Genomic DNA, 22837 nt, shown 5'->3' with positions numbered 1-22837 from the left:
CGTCGCCCTCCTCCTCGTGGCAGCCTCCCAAAGCCACACGTTCGCGCGGGCGCGCGCGACGTCAGGAGAGATGCATGAAACCCTACAACCGTCCCCTTCCCGTTGCCGTGGGCCTGGCCCTGCTGGGCGCGCCGGCGCTGGCCTGCGCCGCGGTGGCAGCCACCGACCTGGACCAGGTGGTGGTCACCGGCACCCGCACCGACGTGGCCATAGAGGACAGCCTGGTCCCGGTGCAGGTGATCGACCGCGCCACCATCGAACGCAGCCAGGCCACCTCGCTGCCGGCCCTGCTGCAGGGTCGCGCCGGCATCAACCTGACGCGGCAGGGCGGGCCGGGCAAGCTGACCTCGCTGTTCCTGCGCGGCACCGAATCGGACCACGTGCTGGTACTGGTGGACGGGCTGCGCATCGGCCAGGCCACCAACGGCATGTCGATGCTGCAGGACCTGCCGATCGACCAGATCGAGCGGGTCGAGATCGTGCGCGGGCCGCGCTCGAGCCTGTACGGATCCGAGGCCGTGGGCGGCGTGATCCAGATCTTCACCCGCGCCGCCGAGCCGGGCCTGCGTCGTGAGGCGTCGCTGGGCGTTGGCAGCGACCGCCTGCGCCACGCCGCCGTCGGCCTGTCCAACCGCGGCGCGCGTGGCTGGGTTTCGGCCCGTGCCGGCTACCAGGAAACCGACGGCATCGATGCCTGCCGCGGAACCGCTGCCGGCTGGGGCGCCGGCTGCTTTGCCGATGAACCCGACCGCGACGGCTACCGCAACGTGTCGGTGAACCTGCGCGGCGGCCTGGAGATGGCCGAGGGCCTGGAAGTGGATGCGCACCTGCTCCAGGCCAACAACTTCAACGAGTACGACGGCAGCATGTACAGCGGCAACGAGGCCGAGAACCGCCAGCAGGTGCTGGGCGCGCGTGCGCGCTGGCGGGCACGCGACCGGCTCTCGGTGACGGCGCAGCTCGGGCGCACCAACGACGATGCCGACAGCTTCTACGCCAGTGCCGCCGGCCGCAGCTTCGTGAGCACCTTCGACACCCGCCGCGACCAGGCCTCGGTGCAGGTCGACGCCGGCTTCGGCACCGACCAGCTGCTCAGCGCGGGGATGGACTGGCTGCGCGACCGCCTGGCCAGCAGCACCGCCTTCGACGAGGCCAGCCGCGACAACCTGGGCGCCTTCCTCGAATACCAGGGCCGTTTTGGCGCGCACACCATGCAGGCCAGCTTGCGCGGCGACGACAACCAGCAGTTCGGCCACCACACCACCGGCAGCGTTGGCTACGGCCTGGCCTTCGGCGAGGGCTGGCGGCTGACCGCCAGCGCCGGCACCGGATTCAAGGCGCCGACCTTCAACGACCTGTACTACCCCGGTTTCAGCAACCCGGACCTGCTGCCGGAGGAATCGCGCAGCACCAACCTCGGCATCGCCCGCTACGGCGATGGCTGGAACTGGACCGTCAATGCATTCCAGACCCGCATCGACCAGCTGATCGGCTACGACACCGGCTTCAACCTGGTCAACATCGACCGCGCACGCATCCGTGGCGCCGAAGCGACCGGCTTTGCCTCGCTGGCCGGGTTCGACCTCACCGCCGAAGTGAGCCACCTGGATGCACGCAACGACAGCGGCGGCACCAACAACGGCAACCGCCTGCCACGGCGCGCGCGCAACACCGGGCGGCTGGACGTGGACCGCGCGTTCGGCCCGCTGCGGGTGGGCGTGAGCGCCATCGGAGCAAGCGCCCGCCACGACGACGTGGCCAACAGCGCGCGCCTGGCCGGATACGGCCTGCTGGACCTGCGCCTGGAGTACGCGCTGGCCCCGGCATGGACACTGCGGGCCAAGGTGGGCAACGTGCTGGACCGCCGGTACGAGACCATCGCCTGGTACAACCAGCCCGGCCGCGAGTACGGGTTGAGCCTGCACTGGCGCCCGCAGGCGCGCTGAGCCGGCATGCCCGCGGCAGCCAGTGCGCACATGGACGTGCGCCCGAGCGGCCGCGGCACAATGGGCGGGCATGGACATGCCGCCCACGCCCGCGCCACGCAAGATCATCCACGTCGACATGGATGCGTTCTACGCATCGGTGGAGCAGCGCGACGACCCTGCCCTGCGCGGACGGCCGGTGGTGGTGGCCTGGCGCGGCGCGCGCTCGGTGGTGTGCGCGGCCTCCTACGAGGCCCGCCGGTTCGGGGTGCGCTCGGCGATGCCGGCGCTGCGCGCCGAACGCCTGTGCCCGCAGGCGGTATTCGTGCCGCCGGACTTCGCGCGCTACAAGGCGGTGTCACGCCAACTGCGGCAGATCATGCTGGCCCACACCGACCTGGTCGAGCCGCTGTCGCTGGACGAAGCCTACCTGGACGTCACCGCATCCAGGTCCGGCCTGCCCAGCGCCACCGCCGTGGCCGAGGCGATCCGCGCGCAGATCCGCGAGCAGACCGCGCTCACCGCCTCGGCCGGCGTGGCGCCCAACAAGTTCCTGGCCAAGATCGCATCGGACTGGAACAAGCCCGACGGCCAGTTCGTGATCCGCCCCAGCCAGGTCGAACGCTTCCTCACCCCGCTTCCGGTGGGGCGCATCCCGGGCGTGGGCCGGGTGATGCAGGCCCGCCTGCACGCACTGGGCATCGCCACCGTCGGCGACCTGCGCAGCCTGCCCCTGGAAGCGCTGCGCCAGCAGTTCGGCAGTTTCGGCGCCGCCCTGTACCGGCGCGCGCGCGGCATCGACGAACGCCCGGTGGAGCCGGACCAGCCGGTGCAGTCGGTCTCCTCCGAGGACACCTTCGCCCAGGACCTGCCGCTGGCGGCGCTGGAACCGGCGATCCGCGCCCTGGCCGGCAATACCTGGCGCGCGGCCGGCAAGACGGCCCGGGTGGCGCGTACCGTGGTACTCAAGCTCAAGACCGCGCAATTCCGTATCCTCACCCGCAGCCACACCCCCGACCACCCGCCGGCCTCGGAGGCCGAGCTGGCGGCGCTGGCGCTGGCCCTGCGCGCCCGCGTCGGACTGCCGGACGACACCTGCTATCGCCTGGTCGGGGTGGGCCTGGCCGGCTTCCGCGACGCGGACGAAAGCGTGGCCCAGGGCGAGCTTTTCGCCCCGCCCGACGGGCAACAGACGCTGGCGTATCTCCCAACATTTGATTGAAACGGTTACCCTCATGCACGCTTTGGTGTTTTCCCCCCCGGACTCCGCATGAACCGCGCCTCCTCGTTCAGCCGCGAACAACTGCTCGCCAGCAGCCGCGGCGAACTGTTCCCCACGGCCGACGCCCGCCTGCCCGCCGACCCGATGCTGATGTTCGACCGCGTGGTCGAGATCAGCGACGAGGGCGGCAAGTACGGCAAGGGCTACATCCGTGCCGAACTCGACGTCCGCCCGGACCTGTGGTTCTTCCAGTGCCACTTCATCAGCGATCCGGTGATGCCCGGTTGCCTGGGCCTGGACGCGATGTGGCAGCTGGTCGGCTTCTTCCTGACCTGGCTGGGCGCGCCCGGGCGCGGTCGCGCGCTGGGCTGCGGCGAGGTCAAGTTCACCGGCCAGGTGCTGCCCACGGCCACGCTGGTGACCTACGAGATCGACATCAGCCGGGTGATCAACCGCAAGCTGGTGATGGCCCAGGGTGATGCGCGCATGCTGGTGGACGGGCGCGAGATCTACAGCGCCAAGGACCTGCGCGTGGGCCTGTTCACCTCCACCGAGGATTTCTGAGCATGAGCCGCCGTATCGCCATCACCGGCATGGGCATCGCCTCTTGCCTGGGCAACGACCTGGACACGGTATCGGCCTCGCTGCGCGAGAGCCGCGCCGGCATCCGCGTGCTGCCCGACTCGGTCGAGCGCGGCCTGCGCAGCCAGGTCGGCGGCCCGGTGGAGCTGGATCTGGATGCGCTGATCGACCGCAAGCTCAAGCGCTTCATGAGCGATGCGGCCGCCTACAGCTACGTCTCCATGCGCGACGCCATCGCCGATGCCGGCCTGGACGAGGCGGCGGTGAGCAACCCGCGCACCGGCCTGATCGCCGGCTCCGGCGGCGGCTCCAGCCACTGGCAGGTGGCCGCGGCCGACCTGCTGCGCGAGCGCGGGGTGCGCAAGGTGGGGCCGTACATGGTCCCGCGCACGATGTGCTCGACGGTGTCGGCCAACCTTGCCACGGCGTTCAAGATCAAGGGCCTGTCGTATTCGATCGGCGCGGCCTGCGCCACCTCGGCGCACTGCATCGGCGCGGCCGCCGACCTGATCCGCCATGGCGCGCAGGACATCGTCTTCGCCGGCGGCGGCGAGGACCTGGACTGGACGATGACGGTGATGTTCGACGCCATGGGCGCGCTGTCGTCGGGGTTCAATGACCGCCCGGAAACGGCATCGCGCCCGTACGACGCCAACCGCGACGGCTTCGTCATCGCCGGTGGTGGCGGCATGCTGGTGCTGGAGGACTGGGACCACGCGGTGGCCCGCGGTGCGCGCATCCACGCCGAGCTGGTCGGCTACGGCGTGACCTCCGACGGTGCCGACATGGTGGCGCCATCCGGCGAGGGCGCGGTGCGCTGCATGCGCATGGCCCTGGAAGGTGCGCAAGGGCGCAAGGTCGATTACCTCAACACCCACGGCACCTCGACTCCGCTGGGCGACATCACCGAGTTGAGCGCGGTGCGCGAGGTATTCGGCGCGGACGTGCCGCCGATCTCCTCGACCAAGGCGCTGTCCGGCCATTCGCTCGGCGCGGCCAGCGTGCACGAGGCAATCTACAGCCTGCTGATGATGCGCGACGGCTTCATTGCCGGCTCGGCCAATATCGAGACCCTGGACCCGAAGGCCGAAGGCTTCCCGATCGTGCGCCAGAGCCGGGAGGCGAAGCTGGACGTGGTGATGTCCAACAGCTTCGGCTTCGGCGGCACCAACGGCACCCTGGTGTTCGCCCGGGCCTGAGGGCCTGGCGCACGCACCGGCATCGCGCGGTCGCCCGCAAGACGGGCTCCTACACGGCAGCCATGCCGTTGTGGCGCAGCAGCGGGTCGAGGCTGGGCGCGCGGCCGCGGAAGGCGGTGAAGTTTTCCAGTGCACTGCGGCTGCCGCCGCGGGAGAGGATCTCGCGCAGGAAACGGGCGCCGGTTTCGGCCAGCTGCTCCGGCGCTTCCTCGAACGCGGCGTAGGCATCCGCGCTGAGCACCTCGGCCCACTTGTAGCTGTAATACCCGGCCGCGTAGCCGCCGGCGAAGATGTGGCTGAACTGGTGCGGGAAGCGGTGCCAGGCCGGGGCGCGGTTGACCGCGACCTCGTCGCGCACCCGCTCCAGCAACTGCATGACGCTGTCGTGCCCCGGGTCGAAGCGGCTGTGCAGCTCCATGTCGAACAGGGCGAACTCGAGCTGGCGCACGGTGAACATGCCGCTCTGGAAATTCTTTGCCGCCAGCATCCTGTCGAACAGTTCGCGCGGCAGCGGCTGCCCGGTTTCGGCATGCGCGGTCATCGCCTGCACGCGCTCCCATTCCCAGCAGAAGTTCTCCATGAACTGGCTGGGCAGCTCCACCGCGTCCCACTCCACGCCGTTGATGCCGGCCACCGGCAGCTCGCCGATGGCGGTCAGCAACTGGTGCAGGCCGTGGCCCATCTCGTGGAACAGGGTGGTGACCTCGTTGTGGGTGAAGGTGGCCGGCTTGCCATCCATGCCCTTGCCGAAGTTGCAGACCAGGTAGACGAGCGGCGTCTGCGCGGCCGTCGCGGTGACCCGGCGGTTGCGGCAATCGTCCATCCACGCACCGCCACGCTTGCCCTCGCGGGCGTACAGGTCCAGGTAGAACTGGCCAAGCAGGCGGCCGTGCGCGTCCTCCACCCGGTAGAAGCGCACGTCGTCGTGCCACACCGGTGCGGTGTCCGCCGTCACCTTCACCGCATACAGCGACTGGATCACGTCGAACAGGCCGGCCAGCACCGTGGGTTCGGTGAAATACTGCTTCACCTCCTGCTCGGAATAGCTGTAGCGCGCCTGCTTGAGCTTCTCGCTGGCCCAGGCCAGGTCCCAGGGCTGCAGTTCGTCCAGGCCCAGCTCGTCGCGCGCAAACTGTTCCAGTTCGGCGCGGTCGCGGCGCGCGAACGGCAGCGCGCGAACGGCCAGGTCGCGCAGGAAACCGGCTACCTCGCCCGGCGACTGCGCCATCTTGGTTGCCAGCGAGTAGTCGGCGTAGCTGGCAAAGCCCAGCAGCGCGGCCAGCCCGGCGCGCAGTTCCAGGATGCGGTCGATATTGGCGCCGTTGTCCAGCTCGGCCGGGCCGGCCTCGGACGCACGCAGGCCGTGGGCACGGTACAGCGCCTCGCGCAGCGCGCGGTCGTCGGCATAGGTCTGCACCGGCAGGTAGCACGGCATCTGCAGGGTCAGCTTCCAGCCCCGGCCCTTGCCAGGCGCGTCTTCGTCCTTCTTGGCCGCAGCGCGCGCGGCAGCGACCACCTCGGCCGGCAGGCCGGACAGGCGCGCCTCGCCGTCCACGTACAGGGCGAAGGCATCGGTGGCATCGAGCACGTTCTGCGAGAACTTCGCCGACAGCGCGGCCAGTTCCTCCTGCAGCGCAGAGAAACGCTCCTTGTCCGCCTCCGACAGCTCGGCACCGCCGAGGCGGAAATCACGCAGCGCGTTCTCCACCACCTTACGCCGGGTAGCGCCGTAGCCGGCGTATTCCGGTGCAGCGGCCAGCGCCTTGTATTGCGCGAACAGCGCCAGGTTCTGGCCCAGCGATGCGCCGAAGCGGGTCACCTTGGGCAGGTTGGCGTTGTAGGCCTCGCGCAGTTCCGGGGTGTTGACCACCGCCTGCAGGTGCACCACCTGGCCCCAGGCGCGCCACAGCCGCTCGGTGGCGTCCTCCAGCGGAGTGACGAAGCTGTCCCAGGTCACCGGGCTGACGGCCTGCGCCGCCTTCACCGCCGCCCCGGCCTGCTCCAGCAGCACGTCGATGGCCGGCCCGATGTGTTCCGGGCGGATCGCATCGAAACGGGGAAGGCCGGAGAAGTCGAGCAACGGGTTGTCCATGGAAGTCCTTTGCAACCGGGGGATCGGCGCGATGCCGCGTACCAGTGACAGATGCGCGCGCACCCGGCCGAATTCAAGCCGCGCCGCAGGCCGGCAGCGCGGGCAAGGGTGCGCCGGCCACCGCGGCGGCGATCGCCGCGTCGGCGGCGTCGACATCGATTCCATTGCCGGCGTACCACTCCGGGTTGTAATAGCTGTGCGCGTAGCGCTCGCCGCTGTCGCACAGCACGCTGACGATGGAGCCGCCCTGCCCGGAGGCGTGCATGGCGCGCGCCGCGTGCAGCACGCCGACGAAGTTGGTGCCGGTGGAGCCACCCACGCGCCTGCCCAGCACCGCGCTGACATGGCGCATCGCCGCCAGGCTCAGCGCGTCGGGCACCTTGAGCATGGCGTCCACGCAGCCGGCGATGAAACTGGGCTCGGCAACCGGGCGGCCGATGCCCTCGATGCGCGAGCCGCCCGCCACCGCAGGCAGCGGGCCATCGCGGCCTTCGCGCTGCAACCGGTAGTGGTCGAAGAACACCGAGTTCTCGGGGTCCACGCACAGCACCCGGGTGCCGTGGCATCCGTAGCGCACGTAGCGCCCGAGGGTGGCGCTGGTGCCGCCGGTGCCCGGGCCGCACACGATCCATGCCGGCACCGGGTGCGGCTCGCGCGCCATCTGCTTGAAGATGGATTCGGCGATGTTGTTGTTGGCGCGCCAGTCGGTGGCACGCTCGGCATAGGTGAACTGGTCCATGAAGTGGCCGCCGGTGGCGCGTGCCACGCGCGCCGATTCCTCGGCGATGGAACAGGCGCTCTCCACCAGGTGGCAGCGGCCGCCGTAGAACTCGATCTCGGCGATCTTCTCCGGCGAGGTGGAGGCCGGGATCACCGCAATGAACGGCAGCCCCAGCAATCGCGCGAAATACGCTTCCGAAACCGCGGTCGAACCGCTGGAGGCTTCCACCACGGTGCTGCCTTCATGCAGCCAGCCATTGGCCAGCGCGTACAGGAACAGCGAGCGCGCCAGGCGGTGCTTGAGGCTGCCGGTGGGGTGGCTGGACTCGTCCTTCAGGTAGGCGTCGATGTCCGGCCACGCCGGCAACGGCAGCGGGATCAGGTGGGTGTCGGCCGAGCGGTTGAAGTCGGCCTCGATCTTGTGGATGGCGGCGGCCACCCAGGCACGCTGCGACATGGCGGTGGCGAGGTTGCGGAAAGCCCATTCTAAGCACATGCATCACCGCGTCCGTGGACCAGACGCGACCAGTCCACGAACGCCTGCGCGGCGCTGCTGCCGCGCCGCCCACGCCCTGGCCCGATCCCGCGCCAGCACAGGGCCAAGGTTGCCCGCATGCGCCCGCGGGCCGTGGCTTCACCCTCGCCTTGCCCCTTCCTGTGTCACAGTCGGCCCTCCCAGCCCGCGCCAGGACACTCCGATGAGCTATTGCACAGGAATGGTCGCGCCGGTCCCGGCCGCCAACCGCGCACGCTACCTTGAACATGCCACCGCCGCATGGAAGGTGTTCAAGGCCCACGGCGCCTTGCGCATGGTCGAGACCTGGGGCGTGGACGTGCCGCACGGCAAGCTCACCGACTTCCATCGCGCGGTGGAGGCCAAACCCGATGAAGTGGTCGTGTTCTCGTGGATCGTGTGGCGCGACCGGCCGGCCGCCGATGCCGCCTGGCAGGCGATGATGTCCGACCCGGCGATGCAGGCGCTGCCGCCGATGCCGTTCGACGGCAAGCGGATGATCCATGGCGGTTTCGCCCCGGTGTTCGAACAGGGCGGGCATACGGGTGCCGGCTACTACCAGGGCTTCGTCCTGGCGGTGCCGGAGGCCAACAAGGACGCTTACGTGGGCATGGCCGGGGACGCGTGGCCGATGTTCCGCGATGCCGGTGCACTTGGCACGGTGGAAGCCTGGGGCGAGGACGTGCCGCGTGGCCAGCGCACCGACTTCCATCGCGCCGTCCACGCCGAAGACGGCGAGACGGTGGTGTTCAGCTGGATCCGCTGGGCCGACCGCGCCAGCTGCGATGCAGCCACTGCGCGGATGCAGGCAGCCGGCGAGCAGATGCAGGAGCAGATGCAGGAGATGCCGTTCGACGGCAAGCGCATGTTCTGGGCCGGGTTCGAGCCGATCTTCGACTCGGCCGCTGCGTAAGCGCGCCGGCCCCGCTTCCGGGTCACGACATCGGCTCCGGCGCCGCACCAATCTTCGGCGGCAGCGGGATGAACTCGCCATCGTCCAGGTCCGGCAGCTTCATCCGCCCGGCGGCCCAGTCGGCGCGGGCCTGCTCGATCCGCTCCTGCGAGGAGGAAACGAAGTTCCAGTCGATGAAGCGTGGCCCCACCGGCTCGCCGCCCAGGGCCATGACCACCGCATCGCTGGCCGCGGCCACGGTCACCGCGCCGCCGGGGACCAGCACCGCCATGCAGCCCGGCTGCACCCGTTGCCCGGCCACCTCCACCTCGCCGCTGGCCACGTAGACCGCGCGCTCGCTGTACTCGGCAGGCAGCGACACGCGCGCACCCGCGCGCAGTTGCCAGTGCACGTAGAACTGCGGCGAGTCGACCCTGACCGGTGAGTCCACGCCCTCCAGCCGGCCCGCGATCAGGCGCCCGGCCATGCCCTGCCCTTCGAACACCGGCAGCGCCTGGCTGGGGTAGTGCCAGAAGCCGGGATCGATCTCCTCGCGCTCGTCGGGCAGGGCCACCCAGGCCTGGATGCCGTCCATCGGCCCGCCGTGCGCGCGCAGTTCCTCGAAGCGCTCGGAATGGGTGATGCCGCGGCCGGCAGTCATCCAGTTCACTTCGCCCGGGTGGATCGGCTGCTCGGAGCCGACGCTGTCGCGGTGCATGATCTGGCCGTCGAACAGGTAGGTGATGGTGGACAGGCCGATGTGCGGATGCGGGCGCACGTCGGCCTCGCGCGGCATGCCGGGGGCGAAGTCCTTCGGCCCCATCCGGTCGAAGAAGATGTACGGCCCGACCATGCGCCGCTTGGCGTAAGGCAGCACGCGGCCGACCTCGAAGGCGCCCAGGTCGCGGCGGCGCTGCGGGATGAGAAGTTCGATCATGGCGAACCGGCCTCAGGCGCCGCGCGGCAGCACGGTGAGCACGCGGGCGATGAACTCGTGGAATTCCTTGAGGTAGCCGGCCAGGAACTTGGCCGTGCCCGGGTCGGCGATCGCGCCGGCCTCGTCGAGGAAGCCTTCCTTGAACTGGATGTAGGCCTCGGGCGAGTTCATCTGCGGCGAGTTGAGGAAGCCCAGGATGCTGCGCAGGTGCTGCTGGCCGACCGCCGTGCCGATCGCGCCGGGCGACACGCCGATCACCCCGGAGGGGATGTTGGCGAAGGAGTTGCTGCCCCAGGGGCGGCTGGCCCAGTCGATCGCGTTCTTCAGCGCGCCGGGGATGGAGCGGTTGTACTCCGGGGTAATGATCAGGATCGCGTCGGAGGACTCGATCGCCTGCTTGAACCGGCGCCCCGCCTCCGGGTAATCGGCGTCGTAGTCGTAGCTGTACAGCGGCAGGTCGGCGAAGGAGATCTCGTGGAACTGCAGCTGCTCGGGCGCCAGCTTGAACAGTGCCTTGGCGAATTTGCGGTTGATCGACTGCGTGGCCAGGCTGCCGATCAGGTAGCCCACCTTGTAGGTCTTCATCATCATCTCCCGGTGCGTGATGGACGGCGCCTGTCGGGCCTGCGGGCAAACCACCGCGACACGCCGCTGGCGCGGCTGCGGGGGCGGCGCCATCGATCCTACGCGCGGCCGGGAGAAAACGGTGTTACGCCGGGCCACGGCCACCACGGCACCGCGGGAGGCGCCCCGCTACTCCACCGTCACCGACTTGGCCAGGTTGCGCGGCTTGTCCACGTCGGTGCCGCGCGCCAGGGCGGTGTGGTAGGCCAGCAACTGCACCGGGATGGTGTGGATCACCGGACTGAGCACACCGGCGTGGCGCGGGGTGCGGATCACGTGCACGCCTTCGGACTCGGTGAAGTTGCTGTCCTGGTCGGCGAACACGAATAGCTCGCCGCCGCGCGCGCGCACTTCCTGCATGTTGGATTTCACCTTCTCCAGCAGGCGGTCGTTGGGTGCGATCACCACCACCGGCATGGCCGCGTCCACCAGCGCCAGCGGGCCGTGCTTGAGCTCGCCAGCCGGATAGCCCTCGGCGTGGATGTAGGTGATTTCCTTGAGCTTGAGCGCGCCTTCCAGGGCGATCGGGTAATGCAGGCCGCGGCCCAGGAACAGCGCGTTCTGCTTGCCGGCGAAGCGCTCGGCCCAGGCCACGATCTGCGGCTCCAGGTTGAGCGCGTGCTGCACGCTGCCGGGCAGGTGGCGCAGCTGTTCCAGGTGGTCGGCCTCCTGCCCGGGCGTGATCCGGCCGCGCAGCCTGGCAAGCACGCTGGTCAGCAGGAACAGCGCCGCCAGCTGGGTGGTGAAGGCCTTGGTCGAGGCCACGCCGATCTCGGCACCGGCGCGGGTGTAGCACACCAGCTGGCTGGCGCGCGGGATCGCGCTCTCGGGCACGTTGCAGATCGACAGGGTGTGGCGGTGGCCCAGCGACTTGGCGTACTTGAGCGCCTCCATCGTGTCCAGGGTTTCGCCGGACTGGGAAATGGTGACCACCAGGTGGTCCGGGTCGGCCCAGGCGTCGCGGTAGCGGTATTCGCTGGCGATCTCCACACTGCACGGCAGGCCGGCGATGGCCTCGATCCAGTAGCGCGCGGTCAGCCCGGCGTAGTAACTGGTGCCGCAGGCCAGGATCTGCACCCCGGTCACCTTGCGCAGCACTTCCTCCGCGCCGGGCCCGAACAGCGACGGTGCGAAGCCGCCGGCGTCGATCACCGCCTCCAGGGTGTCGGCGATCGCCCGCGGCTGCTCGTGGATCTCCTTCTGCATGAAGTGCCGGTACGGGCCCAGCTCCAGCGAGGCCAGCGACACGTCGGAGACATGCACCTCGCGTTCGACCTGGCGGTCCTGCGCATCGAACACGCGCACGCCGTCGCGGGTGACGTCGGCGGTGTCGCCCTCTTCGAGGAAGATCACCCGGCGCGTGGCCTGGATGATCGCCGACACGTCCGAGGCCACGAAGTTCTCGCCCTCGCCCAGGCCGACCAGCAGCGGGCAGCCCATCCGCGCGCACACCAGGCGGTCGGGCTGCGAGCGGCTGACCACCGCCAGCGCGTAGGCGCCGGTGAGCTCCTTGACCGTGGCCTGCAGCGCACCAAGCAGGTCGCGGCCACTGTCCATGTGGTGGTGGATCAGGTGGGCGATGACCTCGGTGTCGGTCTGCGACTCGAACACGTAGCCCAGCGCGGCCAGCCGCTCGCGCTGGGCCTCGTGGTTCTCGATGATGCCGTTGTGGACCAGGGCCAGGTCATCGTGGCTGATATGTGGGTGGGCGTTGGCCTCGGTCACCCCGCCATGGGTGGCCCAGCGGGTGTGGCCGATGCCCAGCGCGCCTTGGAAGCCCTCGGCCACCACCGCCTGCTCCATCTCGGCGACCCGGCCGGTGCGGCGCACCCGGCGCACGCCGGCCGCCTCGGCCACCGCGATGCCCGAGGAGTCATAGCCGCGGTACTCCAGCCGCTTGAGCCCCTCGACCAGGACCGGAACCACATCGCGATCCGCGATTGCACCGACGATGCCGCACATGTCGCCTTCCACCCGGAAACAGGGCAACGATTCTAGCGGAGACGGGCCACGCACCGGGTTGCGCGCCGCGCCGGTGGACATGTGCCGGACAGGGAGCGGCCGCAGCCTGTCCGCGGCACGTCCGTGCGGACACCGCGGACACATGCCACGCGCGGCGCATGCTTGTCGATCAAGCACTTGGCGTTGGCACGCGATATGCGTTGCCATGCAGTGCACTCCACCCGACCGGCAGCCCGATGATCCCCGACACCTCCGCCCAGGACCGCAAGCTCTCCACCGCGCCGCGCCCGGCGTGGCGGCGCTGGCTGTGGCCGGCGGCCGCGGTGGCGCTGCTGCTGGCCCTGGCCGGCTGGGTGGTGGTCGGCTGGGGCGCCGGTGCGCGCTCCTACGATGGCGCGCGCATCCGCATTGCCGAGGTGAAGCGCGGCGACCTGGTGCGCGACATCGCCGCCGACGGCAAGGTCATCACCGCCAACAGCCCCACCCTGTACGCGATCGCCGGCGGCACCGTGACGTTGAAGGTTGTGGCCGGCGACGCGGTCAGGCAGGGCCAGGAGCTGGCGGTGATCGACAGCCCCGAGTTGCGCAGCCGGCTGGTCCAGGAGGAATCGACCCAGGCCAGCATGGAGGCCGAGGCCAGCCGCGCGCAGCTGGACGCGCAGATCGCCGGGCTCAACGCGCGCAAGGCGCTGGACCAGGCCAGCATCGACCATACCGCCGCCGGGCGCGACCTGGAACGCTACGAACGCGCCCATGCCGGCGGCGCGGTATCCGACAACGAGCTTGCACGCGCCCGCGACGAACTGAAGAAGGCCGACATCGGCCTGCTGGCCGCGCGCAGCGATGCCGGCCTGCAGCAGCGCGGCGCGGCCCTGGATGCGCGCAACAAGCGCCTGCTCGCCGACCGCCAGAAGGCGGTGGCCGATGAACTGCGGCGCCAGGTGGACGCATTGACCTTGCGCGCGCCGTTCGATGGCCAGGTCGGCCAGGTGCAGATCGCGCAGGGCACCAACGTGGCCGCCAACGCCGCCATCCTCAGCGTGGTCGACCTGCGCGAGTTCGAGCTGGAGATCCGGGTGCCGGAGAGCTTCGCCCGCGACCTGGCCATCGGCGTGCCGGCGCAGGTCACCAGCCAGGGCAAGCCTTACCCGGCGCGTGTGGCGGCGGTGTCGCCGGAAGTGGTCAACGGCGAAGTCACCGCGCGCCTGCGCTTCGACGATGGCCGGCAACCACCCGGCCTGCGCCAGAACCAGCGGCTGTCGGCGCGGATCGTGCTCGACACCCGCAACGACGTGCTGATGGTCGAGCGCGGCCCCTTCGTCGAACAGGACGGCGGACGCTGGGCCTGGGTGGTGGATGGCCGCAGCGCCAGCCGCCGCCCGGTGCAGCTTGGCGCCAGCAGCCTGGGCCACGTCGAGATCGTCTCCGGCCTGGAGCAGGGCGAGCGCATCGTCATTTCAGGCACCGACCAGTTCGGCGACGCCGGCAAGGTCTCGGTCAACCCATGACCGCCGCCCGCGCCGCAAGTACCGCCGCTGCAACCGCTCCATCTCCGTCTCCCAATCGATAAAGGCACCGTCATGCTGGAAATGCGCCAGGTCTCCAAGGTCTACCGGACCGCGATGATCGAAACCCACGCGTTGCGCTCGCTCGACCTGCACGTGCGCGAGGGCGAGTTCGTCGCGGTCACCGGCCCGTCGGGTTCGGGCAAGACCACCTTCCTCAACATCGCCGGGCTGCTGGAAACGTTCAGCGAGGGCGACTACCTGCTCGATGGCGAGAACGTGCGCGGGCTCTCCGACGATGCCCGCAGCCGCCTGCGCAATCGCAAGATCGGCTTCATCTTCCAGGGCTTCAACCTGATTCCGGACCTGAACCTGTTCGACAACGTCGACGTGCCGCTGCGCTACCGCGGGCTGCCGGCTTCCGACCGCCGCGCGCGCATCGAGAAGGCACTCGGGCAGGTGGGCCTGGCCTCGCGCATGAAGCACTACCCGGCCGAACTTTCCGGCGGCCAGCAGCAGCGCGTGGCGATCGCCCGCGCCCTGGCCGGCGAGCCATGCCTGCTGCTGGCCGACGAACCCACCGGCAACCTGGACTCGCAGATGGCGCGCGGGGTGATGGAGCTGCTGGAGCAGATCAACGCGGCCGGCACCACCATCGTCATGGTCACCCACGACCCCGAGCTGGCCGCGCGCGCGCAGCGCAACGTGCACATCGTCGATGGCGTGGCCACCGACCTGTCGCTGGATCCGCCGCGCCGCGCCCCCGCCGTCCAGCACGCTTCCAGCCCTGCATGAGCGCGCAGCTGCTCGGCTACTACTCCCGGCTGGCGCTGCGCAGCTTCCGCCGCAACCGGGTGCTGACCGCGCTGATGGTGCTGGCCATCGCCTTGGGCGTGGGCGCGTGCATGACCACGCTCACCGTGTTCCAGGTGCTGTCCGGCAACCCGATGCCGGGCAAGAGCCAGCGCCTGTTCGTGGTCCAGCTCGATCCGCGGCCGGCCGCAGGCCACGTTGCGGGCGAGGAGCCGGAGACCATGCTCACCCGCCTGGATGCCGAGCAGTTGCTGCGCCAGAAGCAGGCCGTGCACCAGGCGATGATGGCCGGAGGCAGCGGCACCATCCGCACCGAAGGCAGCAGCCATCGGCCGTTCAAGGCGTCGATGCACTTCACCTCGTCGGATTTCTTCCCGATGTTCGACACACCGTTCCGCTTCGGCGCAGGCTGGTCGGCGGCCGATGACGACGCGCGTGCGCGGGTGGCGGTGATCGCACCGGAACTGAACGCGCGGCTGTTCGGCGGCGGCGACAGCACCGGTCGCGAACTGCGGGTGGACGGGCATGCATTGCGCATCGTCGGCGTGCTCGACGACTGGGCGCCGCAGCCGCACTTCTACAACCTGTGGATGCGCGGCTACGGCGAGAGCGAGCAGGTGTTCGTGCCGTTTCAGACCGCGGTCGAACTGGACCTGCAGCATGTCGGGCTGATGCACTGCTTCAGCCACGAGCCGGTCAGCCATGAACACACCGCGCTGGACCGCCCCTGCAGCTGGGTGCAGTACTGGGTGGAGCTGGAGGATCCGGCCCAGGCCGGCGCCTACAAGGCCTACCTGGATCGCTATTCGGCCGCCCAGCGCGACGCCGGCCGCTTCCAGCGCCCGCCCAATACCCGCCTGCGCAACGTGATGCAGTGGCTGGAGCACCGCCGCGTGGTGCCGGGCGACGTGCGCCTGCAGATGTGGCTGGCGTTCGGCTTCCTGGCCGTGTGCCTGCTCAACACCGTGAGCCTGCTGCTGGCCAAGTTCCTGCGCCGCAGCGGCGAGATCGGCGTGCGCCGTGCACTCGGCGCCACCCGCGGCCAGGTCTTCCGGCAATGCCTGGTGGAAGCCGGCGCCATTGGCCTGGCCGGCGGCGTGCTGGGCCTGGGGTTTGCGCTGGCCGGGCTGTGGGTGGTGCGCCAGCGCCCCACCGGGTACGCCGCACTGGCCCAGCTGGACCTGCCGATGCTGCTGCTGACCTTCGTCCTGGCGCTGGCCGCCAGCCTGCTGGCCGGGCTGCTGCCCGCGTGGCGCGCGATGCAGGTCACGCCCGCGATCCAGCTCAAGACCCAATGACCTTCCTTGCCTCCCCACACGGGAGGCGGCACCGGAAAACCACGCCATGAACATCCGCCCGATTGTCTCAGCACTGCGCAAGCACCAGGTCGCGACCGCGCTGATCGTGCTGGAGATCGCCCTGAGCTGCGCCATCCTGTGCAACGCGCTGTTCCTGGTGTCCGAGCGCCTGGATGGCGTGCGCCTGGCCAGCGGCATCGCCGAGCAGCAACTGGTCCAGATCCGCCTTGGCGGCACCGGCACCCGCGACGACGCCGATGCGCGCACCCGCGAGGACCTGGCCGCGCTGCGGGCGATCCCGGGCGTGGTTGCCGCCACCGTGACCAACCAGGTGCCGTTCCACGGCCACGGCTGGAACACCTCGCTGGCCCTGGCGCCGGACCAGGCCGTGCCCACGCTCATCGCCGGCAAGTACGACAGCCATCCCGGCCTGCTGGACACCTTCGGGCTGCGCCTGGTCGCCGGCCGCGACTTCCTGGCCGACGAATACATCGACGCCTCCGAGCTGGCCCGCCGCGAAAACCTGGAAGGCCTGCGCGGCTCGATCATCGTGCCCACCGCCACGGCCGCGCACCTGTTCCCGGACGGGCAGGCGCTGGGCCAGGCCGTCTACGTGGGGCCGCTCCCGATGACCATCGTGGGCATCGTCGACACCCTGGCCCGGCCGGGAGTCATGGATGGCGACACCAGCCGCTCGGTGATCTTCCCGATCCGCAACAACTACGACAACGGCGGGCTGTATGTCCTGCGCGTGGCCGATCCTGCACGTCGCGCCCAGGTGCTGGAGCAGGCGGTGGCCGCGCTGGAGCGGATCGATCCGGAGCGCCTGGTGCTGGAGCAGCGCACCTACGAGGAATCGCGCAACGGCTACTTCCGCAACGACCGCGAGATGATCGGCCTGCTGCTGGCGATCACCGCCGCGCTGCTGCTGGTCACCGCGCTGGGCATCGCCGGGCTGGCCAACTTCTGGGTGCAGCAACGCACCCGCCAGATCGGCATCCGGCGGGCGCTGGGCGCGACCCGGAGCCAGGTGGTGCGTTACTTCCAGACCGAGAACTTCCTGATCGTCGCGGCCGGCAGCGCACTGGGCATGCTGCTGGCGTTCGCCCTGAACCAGTGGCTGATGGCCCATCACGAACTGCCGCGCTTGCCGCTGGCGTACCTGCCGGCCGGCGCGCTCGCGCTGGCGCTGCTGGGCCAGGCCGCGGTCTACGGGCCCGCACGCACCGCATCCGGCATTGCGCCGGCCACCGCCACCCGCAGCCTCTAGGACGTTTCCGGAGACATCCATGTTCAGCTACTACGCCAACCTGGCGGTGCGCAGCTTCCGCCGCGACAAGGCATTGACCGTACTGATGGTGCTGGCCATCGCCCTGGGCATCGGTGCGTGCATGACCACGCTCACCGTGTTCCACGTGCTGTCCGGCGATCCGCTGCCCGGCACCAGCCACACACTGCACTACGTGCAGCTGGACCCGGAGGGCATGGACGACTACACCGCCGGCGAGGAACCGGCGCTGCAGCTCAGCCGTTACGACGCCGAGGCCCTGCTGGCCGAGAAGCGCGGCGACCGCCAGGCGATGATGACCGGCGGCTCGGTGGCGATCATGCCCGGGCGCCCCGACCTGGCCCCGTTCCAGGCCTCGGCCCGCTACACCAGCGCCGATTTCTTCCCGATGTTCCGCATGCCATTGCGGCATGGGCGCGGCTGGACCGCGCAGGAGGACCAGGCCCGGGCGCGGGTGGTGGTGGTGTCGCGCAGCCTCAACGACCGGGTGTTCGGCGGCGAGGACAGCACCGGCCGCACCCTGCGCATCGGCGCGGCCGACTTCACCGTGGTCGGGGTGGCCGACGACTGGCGGATGGTGCCGCGCTTCTACGACATGAACTCCGACCGCTACGGCACCGCCGAGGACCTGTTCCTGCCCTTCAGCACCTCGCGCGACCTCAACCTGGGACGGGTCGGCAGCATGGACTGCTGGGAACACACCCAGGGCGACGAAACCGGGGTCAACGCCCCCTGCGTGTGGATCCAGTACTGGGTGCAGCTGGATTCGCCGGCCAAGGCCGCCGCGTACCGCGACTACCTGTCCAACTATTCCGACCGGCAGCGCGAGGCCGGCCGCTTCGAGCGTCCCAACAATGTGCGCCTGCGCAACGTGATGGAGTGGCTGGAGTTCAACCGCGTGGTGCCACGCGACGTGGTCATGCAGCTGTGGCTGGGCATCGGCTTCCTGCTGGTGTGCCTGGTCAACACGGTGGGCCTGCTGCTGGCCAAGTTCCTGCGCCGCGGCAGCGAGATCGGCGTGCGCCGCGCGCTGGGCGCCTCGCGCCGGGCGATCTTCAGCCAGTGCCTGGTCGAGGCCGGCGCGGTCGGCCTGGCCGGCGGCGTGCTCGGCCTGGGGCTGTCGCTGCTGGGGCTGTGGGCGGTGCGCCTGCAACCGGCCAGCCATGCCGAGCTGGCGCGGCTGGACGGCGGCATGTTGCTGCTGACCTTCGTCCTGGCCCTGGTGGCCAGCGTCCTGGCCGGACTGCTGCCGGCCTGGCGGGCGATGCAGGTCACGCCCGCCATCCAGCTCAAGAGTCAGTGACCGGAGACGCCCATGGACATCCGCCCCATCCTTTCCACCCTCATGCGCCACCGCACCGCCGCGGCGCTGATCGTGATCGAGATCGCGCTGGCCTGCGCGATCATCTGCAACGCGCTGTTCATGATCAGCGACCGCCTGGCCCAGCTGGGCGAGATCAGCGGGCTGGCCGAGGACGAACTGGTCCGGGTCCAGATCACCGGCCTGGACAGCCCGGAGCAGGCCGCGCGCACCCGTGCCGACTTGGTCGCGCTGCGCGCCCTGCCCGGTGTCGCGGACGCGACCGCGCTCAACCAGGTGCCGTTCGTGAACTCGTCCTGGAACAGCGGCATCCGGCTCACGCCCGGGCAGCGCCAGCCCACCCTCCATGCCACCAGCTACATGGCCGAGGAGCGGTTCCTGGAAACCCTGGGGCTGGACCTGGTGGCAGGACGCAACTTCCTGCCGGAGGAATACAACGATGCGGCGTCGCTGCTCGATGGCAGCACCGGGCTGGACGCGATGTCCACGGCCATCATCACCCGCTCGCTGGCCGCGCGCCTGTTCCCCGGCGAGGACCCGCTGGGCAAGACCTTCTACAGCTGGGGGGACACGCCGGTGCGCGTGGTCGGGGTTGTCGCCCACCTGGTGCGGCCCAGCCAGGCCGGTGGCCCGAGCGCGCGCGAATATTCGGTCGTGTACCCGGCGCGCACCCACTACAACCTCGGTGGCAACTACGTGATCCGCACATCACCCGAGCGCCGCGCCGAAGTCCTCGAGGCGGCCAAGGCACTGCTGCGCGCCGGTGGCGCCGACCGCATCGTGCTGGACGACCAGAGCAAGACCATGGAGGAGCTGCGCAACGAGTTCCACCAGGGGCCGCGGGCGATGGCCTGGCTGCTGGGCATCGTGTGCGTGGCGCTGCTGCTGATCACCGCGCTGGGCATCGTCGGGCTGGCCAGCTTCTGGGTGCAGCAGCGCAAGCGCCAGATCGGCATCCGTCGTGCGCTGGGCGCCACCCGCGGCCAGATCCTGCGCTACTTCCAGGTCGAGAACTTCCTGCTGGCCAGCATCGGCATCGTCCTGGGCATGCTCCTGGCGTATGCGATCAACCAGGTGCTGATGGGCAAGTACGAAATGGCGCGCCTGCCGCTGTACTACCTGCCGGCCGGCGCGGTGCTGCTGTGGGCGCTGGGCCAGCTTGCGGTGTATGCACCGGCCCGGCGCGCGGCGTCGATCCCGCCGGCCACCGCCACCCGCAGCGTTTAAGCTGGCCGCCTTGCCCGGAGTCCCGCATGCCCACGATCCTGGTCATCGACGACAACCCCGCCGTGGCCACCGCGCTGGGAGTGCTGTTTTCGCTGCATGACATCGCCACCGTGCACGCGGCATCGCCGCAGGCCGGGCTGGCGATGCTCGATGGCCAGGACGTGGACCTGGTGATCCAGGACATGAACTTCAGCGCCGACACCACCTCCGGCGACGAAGGCCTGGCGCTGTTTTCCGCGATCCGCGACCGCCATCCGGACCTGCCGGTGGTGCTGCTCACCGGCTGGACCCATCTGGAAAGCGCGGTCGAGCTGATCAAGGCCGGCGCCGCCGACTACGTGGCCAAGCCGTGGCAGGACGCCAAGCTGCTGGGCACGGTCAATAACCTGCTGGAACTGGCCGAAGCACGCCACGAGCTGCACCAGCGACGCGATGGCGAGCGCCGTCGGCGCGAGGACCTGGCCCGCCGCTACGACCTGCGCGGGGTGGTGTTCGCCGACCCGGCCAGCGAGCGGGTGGTGGCGCTGGCCTGCCAGGTGGCGCGCTCGGAACTGCCGGTGCTGGTCACCGGCCCCAACGGCAGCGGCAAGGAGAAGATCGCGCAGATCATCCAAGCCAACTCGCCGGTGCGCGACGGCCCGTTCGTCACCGTCAACTGCGGCGCACTGCCGGCCGAACTGATCGAGGCCGAACTGTTCGGCGCCGAGGCCGGCGCCTACACCGGCGCCAACAAGGCGCGCGAAGGCAAGTTCGAGGCCGCCGACGGCGGCACCCTGTTCCTGGACGAGATCGGCAACCTGCCGCCGGCCGGGCAGATGAAGCTGCTGCGGGTACTGGAGACCGGCTGCTTCGCGCGGCTGGGTTCCAACCGCGAGCGCCAGGTCCGGGTCCGCGTGGTCAGCGCCACCAATGCCGACCTGCCGGCGATGATCCGCGAAGGCACGTTCCGCGAGGACCTCTACTACCGCCTCAACACCATCGAGCTGGCGATGCCGCCGCTGGCCGAGCGCGCCGGCGACATCGTGCCGCTGGCCGAGCACTTCGTGGCCGACGGCAAGCCATTGTCCACCGCTGCGTCCGCGGCCCTGCAGCGTCATGCCTGGCCGGGCAACGTGCGCGAGCTGCGCAACGTCATCCAGCGCGCGCAGCTGCTGGCCGCCGGGCCGCGGATCGAAGTGGCCGACCTGGCCCTGCCCGCGCCCGCGCCGCTGCGCAGCAACACCGCGCCCGAGCCGGACCGCGCCCGGATCGAAGCCGCGCTGCAGCGTGCCGGCGGCATCATCGCCCAGGCCGCCGCCGAGCTTGGCATGAGCCGGCAGGCGCTGTACCGGCGCATGGAGCGCCACGGACTCAAGGCCTCCTGACCGATGCCACGGCTGCGCCACACCCTCACCCTGCGCCTGTTCGTACGCTTGCTGCCGGTGCTGGTGCTGGCCGCGGCACTGCCGTGGACCTTCGCTTACTGGATCGACCGCGGCTGGCTGCTGGCCAGCCTGTCGGTGGCGGCCCTGCTGGCATTGATGTGGTGGAGCCTGGGCCACGCGCTGGCGCCGCTGCAGGCGCTGTTCCGCGCGCTGGCCGGCAGCGTCCACACCTACCGCGACGGCGAGTTCAATTTCGGCGTGCATTGGCGCAGCGACGATGAGCTGGGCGAGCTGGTGCGCGCGCATGCCGAGCTGGGCGAGGTGCTGCGGCACCAGCGCCAGGAGCTGGTGCAGCGCGAACTGCTGCTGGACACCATGGTCCAGAACACCCCGGTGGCGATGGTGCTGTCGGCCGCCGGTGGCGACCGCATCCGCCGCGTCGCCTACGCCAACCTGGCCGCGCGCAAGCTGTTGGGCGAGGGCCGCAAGCTGGAAGGCCAGCGGATGGATGCACTGCTGGAGCGGTTGCCGGCCGAGCTGGGCCACGCCATGGCCCACGGCGGCGACGGCCTGTTTTCCATCACCGATGCCGATGCCGAGGACGAACAGGTCTACCACCTCTCGCGGCGCACCTTCACCCTCAACGGGCGCGGCCATGAACTGCTGCTGGTGCGCCTGCTCACCCCGGAGCTGCGCCGCCAGGAAGTGCAGACCTGGAAGAAGGTGATCCGGGTGATCAGCCATGAGTTGAACAACTCGCTGGCTCCGATCGCCTCGCTTGCGCACTCCGGTGCCGAACTGGTGCGGCGCGGGCGCAGCGAGCCGTTGGCCGAGGTGTTCGCCACCATCGAGGACCGTGCCCGCCACCTGGAAGGGTTCATCCGCGGCTACGCGCGCTTCGCCAAGCTGCCGCAGCCGCAGTTGCAGGTGACCGCGTGGGGCGGGTTCCTGCGCCGGCTGCAGGGGCAGATCGCCTTCACCCTGGAGGGCGATGCGCACGCACTGCGCGCCCGTGCCGACCCTGCGCAGATGGAACAGGCCCTGCTCAACCTGCTCAAGAACGCACACGAGGCCGGTGCCGAGGCGCAGCCGCCCAGCGACGAGGTGCACGTGCGCCTGTTGCGGCTTCCGGGCTGGAGCCGGCTGGAAGTGCTGGACCGCGGCCCCGGCATGAACGACGCGGTGCTGCACAACGCGCTGCTGCCGTTCTACTCCACCAAGCGCAATGGCACGGGCCTGGGCCTGGCACTGGCGCGCGAGATCGTGGAGGCGCACGGCGGCCGCCTGTCGCTGCGCAACCGCAACGGCGGCGGCCTGTGCGTGGCGGTGATGCTGCCGGAGACCGCCTGAGG

The 22837-nt window shown here is 70.3% G+C and carries 18 protein-coding genes; 13 read left to right on the top strand and 5 right to left on the bottom strand.

Going from position 1 to position 22837, the window contains the following annotated elements; genetic code table 11:
* Positions 1-74 precede the first annotated feature (74 nt).
* From btuB to fabB, 4 genes are all read left to right on the top strand, one after another.
* On the top strand, positions 75-1946 hold the full coding sequence (btuB, locus tag ACEJ41_RS01540; RefSeq protein WP_374013045.1) for a TonB-dependent vitamin B12 receptor: 1872 nt from the start codon (positions 75-77) through the stop codon (positions 1944-1946).
* 70 nt (positions 1947-2016) lie between these two features.
* Positions 2017-3147, top strand: a complete 1131-nt coding sequence (gene dinB / locus ACEJ41_RS01535; protein ID WP_374013044.1) for a DNA polymerase IV — start codon at positions 2017-2019, stop codon at positions 3145-3147.
* 48 nt (positions 3148-3195) lie between these two features.
* Entirely contained in the window at positions 3196-3711 is a 516-nt protein-coding gene (fabA, locus tag ACEJ41_RS01530; RefSeq protein WP_374013043.1) for a 3-hydroxyacyl-[acyl-carrier-protein] dehydratase FabA, read from the top strand.
* 2 nt (positions 3712-3713) lie between these two features.
* Positions 3714-4928 carry a beta-ketoacyl-ACP synthase I gene (gene fabB / locus ACEJ41_RS01525; RefSeq protein WP_374013042.1) on the top strand — a complete coding sequence of 405 codons (1215 nt, stop codon included), beginning with the start codon at positions 3714-3716 and terminating at the stop codon, positions 4926-4928.
* A gap of 49 nt (positions 4929-4977) precedes the next feature.
* Here fabB and ACEJ41_RS01520 read toward each other — a convergent pair whose 3' ends face one another.
* Entirely contained in the window at positions 4978-7020 is a 2043-nt protein-coding gene (locus tag ACEJ41_RS01520) for a M3 family metallopeptidase (protein WP_374013041.1), read from the bottom strand.
* Positions 7021-7093: 73 nt separating this feature from the next.
* Positions 7094-8197 carry a PLP-dependent cysteine synthase family protein gene (locus tag ACEJ41_RS01515; RefSeq protein ID WP_374013040.1) on the bottom strand — a complete coding sequence of 368 codons (1104 nt, stop codon included), beginning with the start codon at positions 8195-8197 and terminating at the stop codon, positions 7094-7096.
* A 241-nt stretch (positions 8198-8438) separates the two neighbouring features.
* Between ACEJ41_RS01515 and ACEJ41_RS01510 the strand changes: the two genes are divergently transcribed.
* On the top strand, positions 8439-9167 hold the full coding sequence (locus tag ACEJ41_RS01510; RefSeq protein ID WP_374013039.1) for a DUF1428 domain-containing protein: 729 nt from the start codon (positions 8439-8441) through the stop codon (positions 9165-9167).
* 22 nt (positions 9168-9189) lie between these two features.
* Here the strand turns inward: ACEJ41_RS01510 and ACEJ41_RS01505 are convergent, their stop codons facing one another.
* From ACEJ41_RS01505 to glmS, 3 genes are all read right to left on the bottom strand, one after another.
* Positions 9190-10083 (bottom strand): pirin family protein, encoded by an 894-nt coding sequence (locus ACEJ41_RS01505; RefSeq protein ID WP_374013038.1) that lies wholly within the window; start codon positions 10081-10083, stop codon positions 9190-9192.
* Positions 10084-10095: 12 nt separating this feature from the next.
* On the bottom strand, positions 10096-10668 hold the full coding sequence (locus ACEJ41_RS01500; protein WP_374013037.1) for an NADPH-dependent FMN reductase: 573 nt from the start codon (positions 10666-10668) through the stop codon (positions 10096-10098).
* Positions 10669-10836: 168 nt separating this feature from the next.
* Positions 10837-12669 (bottom strand): glutamine--fructose-6-phosphate transaminase (isomerizing), encoded by a 1833-nt coding sequence (gene glmS / locus ACEJ41_RS01495; protein WP_374014034.1) that lies wholly within the window; start codon positions 12667-12669, stop codon positions 10837-10839.
* Between the two features lie 236 nt (positions 12670-12905).
* On the opposite strand from glmS, the gene ACEJ41_RS01490 reads away from it, so the two are divergent.
* The 8 genes from ACEJ41_RS01490 to ACEJ41_RS01455 all read left to right on the top strand — a co-directional run bounded on the left by ACEJ41_RS01490 (position 12906) and on the right by ACEJ41_RS01455 (position 22835).
* The gene (locus ACEJ41_RS01490; protein ID WP_374013036.1) at positions 12906-14177 is read left to right on the top strand and encodes an efflux RND transporter periplasmic adaptor subunit; all 1272 of its coding nucleotides are present in this window, start codon (positions 12906-12908) and stop codon (positions 14175-14177) included.
* Between the two features lie 72 nt (positions 14178-14249).
* A complete protein-coding gene (locus ACEJ41_RS01485) occupies positions 14250-14969 on the top strand; it encodes an ABC transporter ATP-binding protein (RefSeq protein ID WP_374013035.1) in 720 nt (239 codons plus the stop codon).
* An 8-nt stretch (positions 14970-14977) separates the two neighbouring features.
* The gene (locus ACEJ41_RS01480; RefSeq protein WP_374014032.1) at positions 14978-16285 is read left to right on the top strand and encodes an ABC transporter permease; all 1308 of its coding nucleotides are present in this window, start codon (positions 14978-14980) and stop codon (positions 16283-16285) included.
* 46 nt (positions 16286-16331) lie between these two features.
* A complete protein-coding gene (locus ACEJ41_RS01475) occupies positions 16332-17555 on the top strand; it encodes an ABC transporter permease (protein ID WP_374013034.1) in 1224 nt (407 codons plus the stop codon).
* Positions 17556-17574: 19 nt separating this feature from the next.
* Positions 17575-18876: an ABC transporter permease gene (locus ACEJ41_RS01470; RefSeq protein WP_374013033.1), complete on the top strand. Its 1302-nt coding sequence runs from the start codon at positions 17575-17577 to the stop codon at positions 18874-18876.
* Between the two features lie 12 nt (positions 18877-18888).
* Positions 18889-20121, top strand: a complete 1233-nt coding sequence (locus ACEJ41_RS01465; RefSeq protein WP_374013032.1) for an ABC transporter permease — start codon at positions 18889-18891, stop codon at positions 20119-20121.
* A 26-nt stretch (positions 20122-20147) separates the two neighbouring features.
* A complete protein-coding gene (locus ACEJ41_RS01460) occupies positions 20148-21485 on the top strand; it encodes a sigma-54-dependent transcriptional regulator (protein WP_374013031.1) in 1338 nt (445 codons plus the stop codon).
* 3 nt (positions 21486-21488) lie between these two features.
* Positions 21489-22835, top strand: coding sequence for a PAS domain-containing sensor histidine kinase (locus ACEJ41_RS01455; RefSeq protein WP_374013030.1), 1347 nt, complete (start codon positions 21489-21491; stop codon positions 22833-22835).
* Positions 22836-22837 lie beyond the last annotated feature (2 nt).

Origin of the sequence: Pseudoxanthomonas koreensis, from assembly GCF_041890415.1 — a bacterium.
In the GTDB taxonomy this organism is placed as follows: Bacteria; Pseudomonadota; Gammaproteobacteria; order Xanthomonadales; family Xanthomonadaceae; genus Pseudoxanthomonas; species Pseudoxanthomonas koreensis_A.
The sequence above is the reverse complement of the archived record's forward strand: the minus strand, read 5'-3'. Positions and strand labels throughout refer to the sequence as shown.

What these genes read in the sequence shown, in the direction of transcription:
- glmS (WP_374014034.1), bottom strand. Translation starts at nt 12,669, where the DNA reads ATGTGCGGCATCGTCGGTGCAATCGCGGATCGCGATGTGGTTCCGGTC.
- ACEJ41_RS01475 (WP_374013034.1), top strand. Translation starts at nt 16,332, where the DNA reads ATGAACATCCGCCCGATTGTCTCAGCACTGCGCAAGCACCAGGTCGCG.
- ACEJ41_RS01470 (WP_374013033.1), top strand. Translation starts at nt 17,575, where the DNA reads ATGTTCAGCTACTACGCCAACCTGGCGGTGCGCAGCTTCCGCCGCGAC.
- btuB (WP_374013045.1), top strand. Translation starts at nt 75, where the DNA reads ATGAAACCCTACAACCGTCCCCTTCCCGTTGCCGTGGGCCTGGCCCTG.
- ACEJ41_RS01490 (WP_374013036.1), top strand. Translation starts at nt 12,906, where the DNA reads ATGATCCCCGACACCTCCGCCCAGGACCGCAAGCTCTCCACCGCGCCG.
- ACEJ41_RS01500 (WP_374013037.1), bottom strand. Translation starts at nt 10,668, where the DNA reads ATGAAGACCTACAAGGTGGGCTACCTGATCGGCAGCCTGGCCACGCAG.
- fabA (WP_374013043.1), top strand. Translation starts at nt 3,196, where the DNA reads ATGAACCGCGCCTCCTCGTTCAGCCGCGAACAACTGCTCGCCAGCAGC.
- dinB (WP_374013044.1), top strand. Translation starts at nt 2,017, where the DNA reads ATGGACATGCCGCCCACGCCCGCGCCACGCAAGATCATCCACGTCGAC.
- fabB (WP_374013042.1), top strand. Translation starts at nt 3,714, where the DNA reads ATGAGCCGCCGTATCGCCATCACCGGCATGGGCATCGCCTCTTGCCTG.
- ACEJ41_RS01455 (WP_374013030.1), top strand. Translation starts at nt 21,489, where the DNA reads ATGCCACGGCTGCGCCACACCCTCACCCTGCGCCTGTTCGTACGCTTG.
- ACEJ41_RS01510 (WP_374013039.1), top strand. Translation starts at nt 8,439, where the DNA reads ATGAGCTATTGCACAGGAATGGTCGCGCCGGTCCCGGCCGCCAACCGC.
- ACEJ41_RS01460 (WP_374013031.1), top strand. Translation starts at nt 20,148, where the DNA reads ATGCCCACGATCCTGGTCATCGACGACAACCCCGCCGTGGCCACCGCG.
- ACEJ41_RS01485 (WP_374013035.1), top strand. Translation starts at nt 14,250, where the DNA reads ATGCTGGAAATGCGCCAGGTCTCCAAGGTCTACCGGACCGCGATGATC.
- ACEJ41_RS01520 (WP_374013041.1), bottom strand. Translation starts at nt 7,020, where the DNA reads ATGGACAACCCGTTGCTCGACTTCTCCGGCCTTCCCCGTTTCGATGCG.
- ACEJ41_RS01465 (WP_374013032.1), top strand. Translation starts at nt 18,889, where the DNA reads ATGGACATCCGCCCCATCCTTTCCACCCTCATGCGCCACCGCACCGCC.
- ACEJ41_RS01505 (WP_374013038.1), bottom strand. Translation starts at nt 10,083, where the DNA reads ATGATCGAACTTCTCATCCCGCAGCGCCGCCGCGACCTGGGCGCCTTC.
- ACEJ41_RS01515 (WP_374013040.1), bottom strand. Translation starts at nt 8,197, where the DNA reads ATGTCGCAGCGTGCCTGGGTGGCCGCCGCCATCCACAAGATCGAGGCC.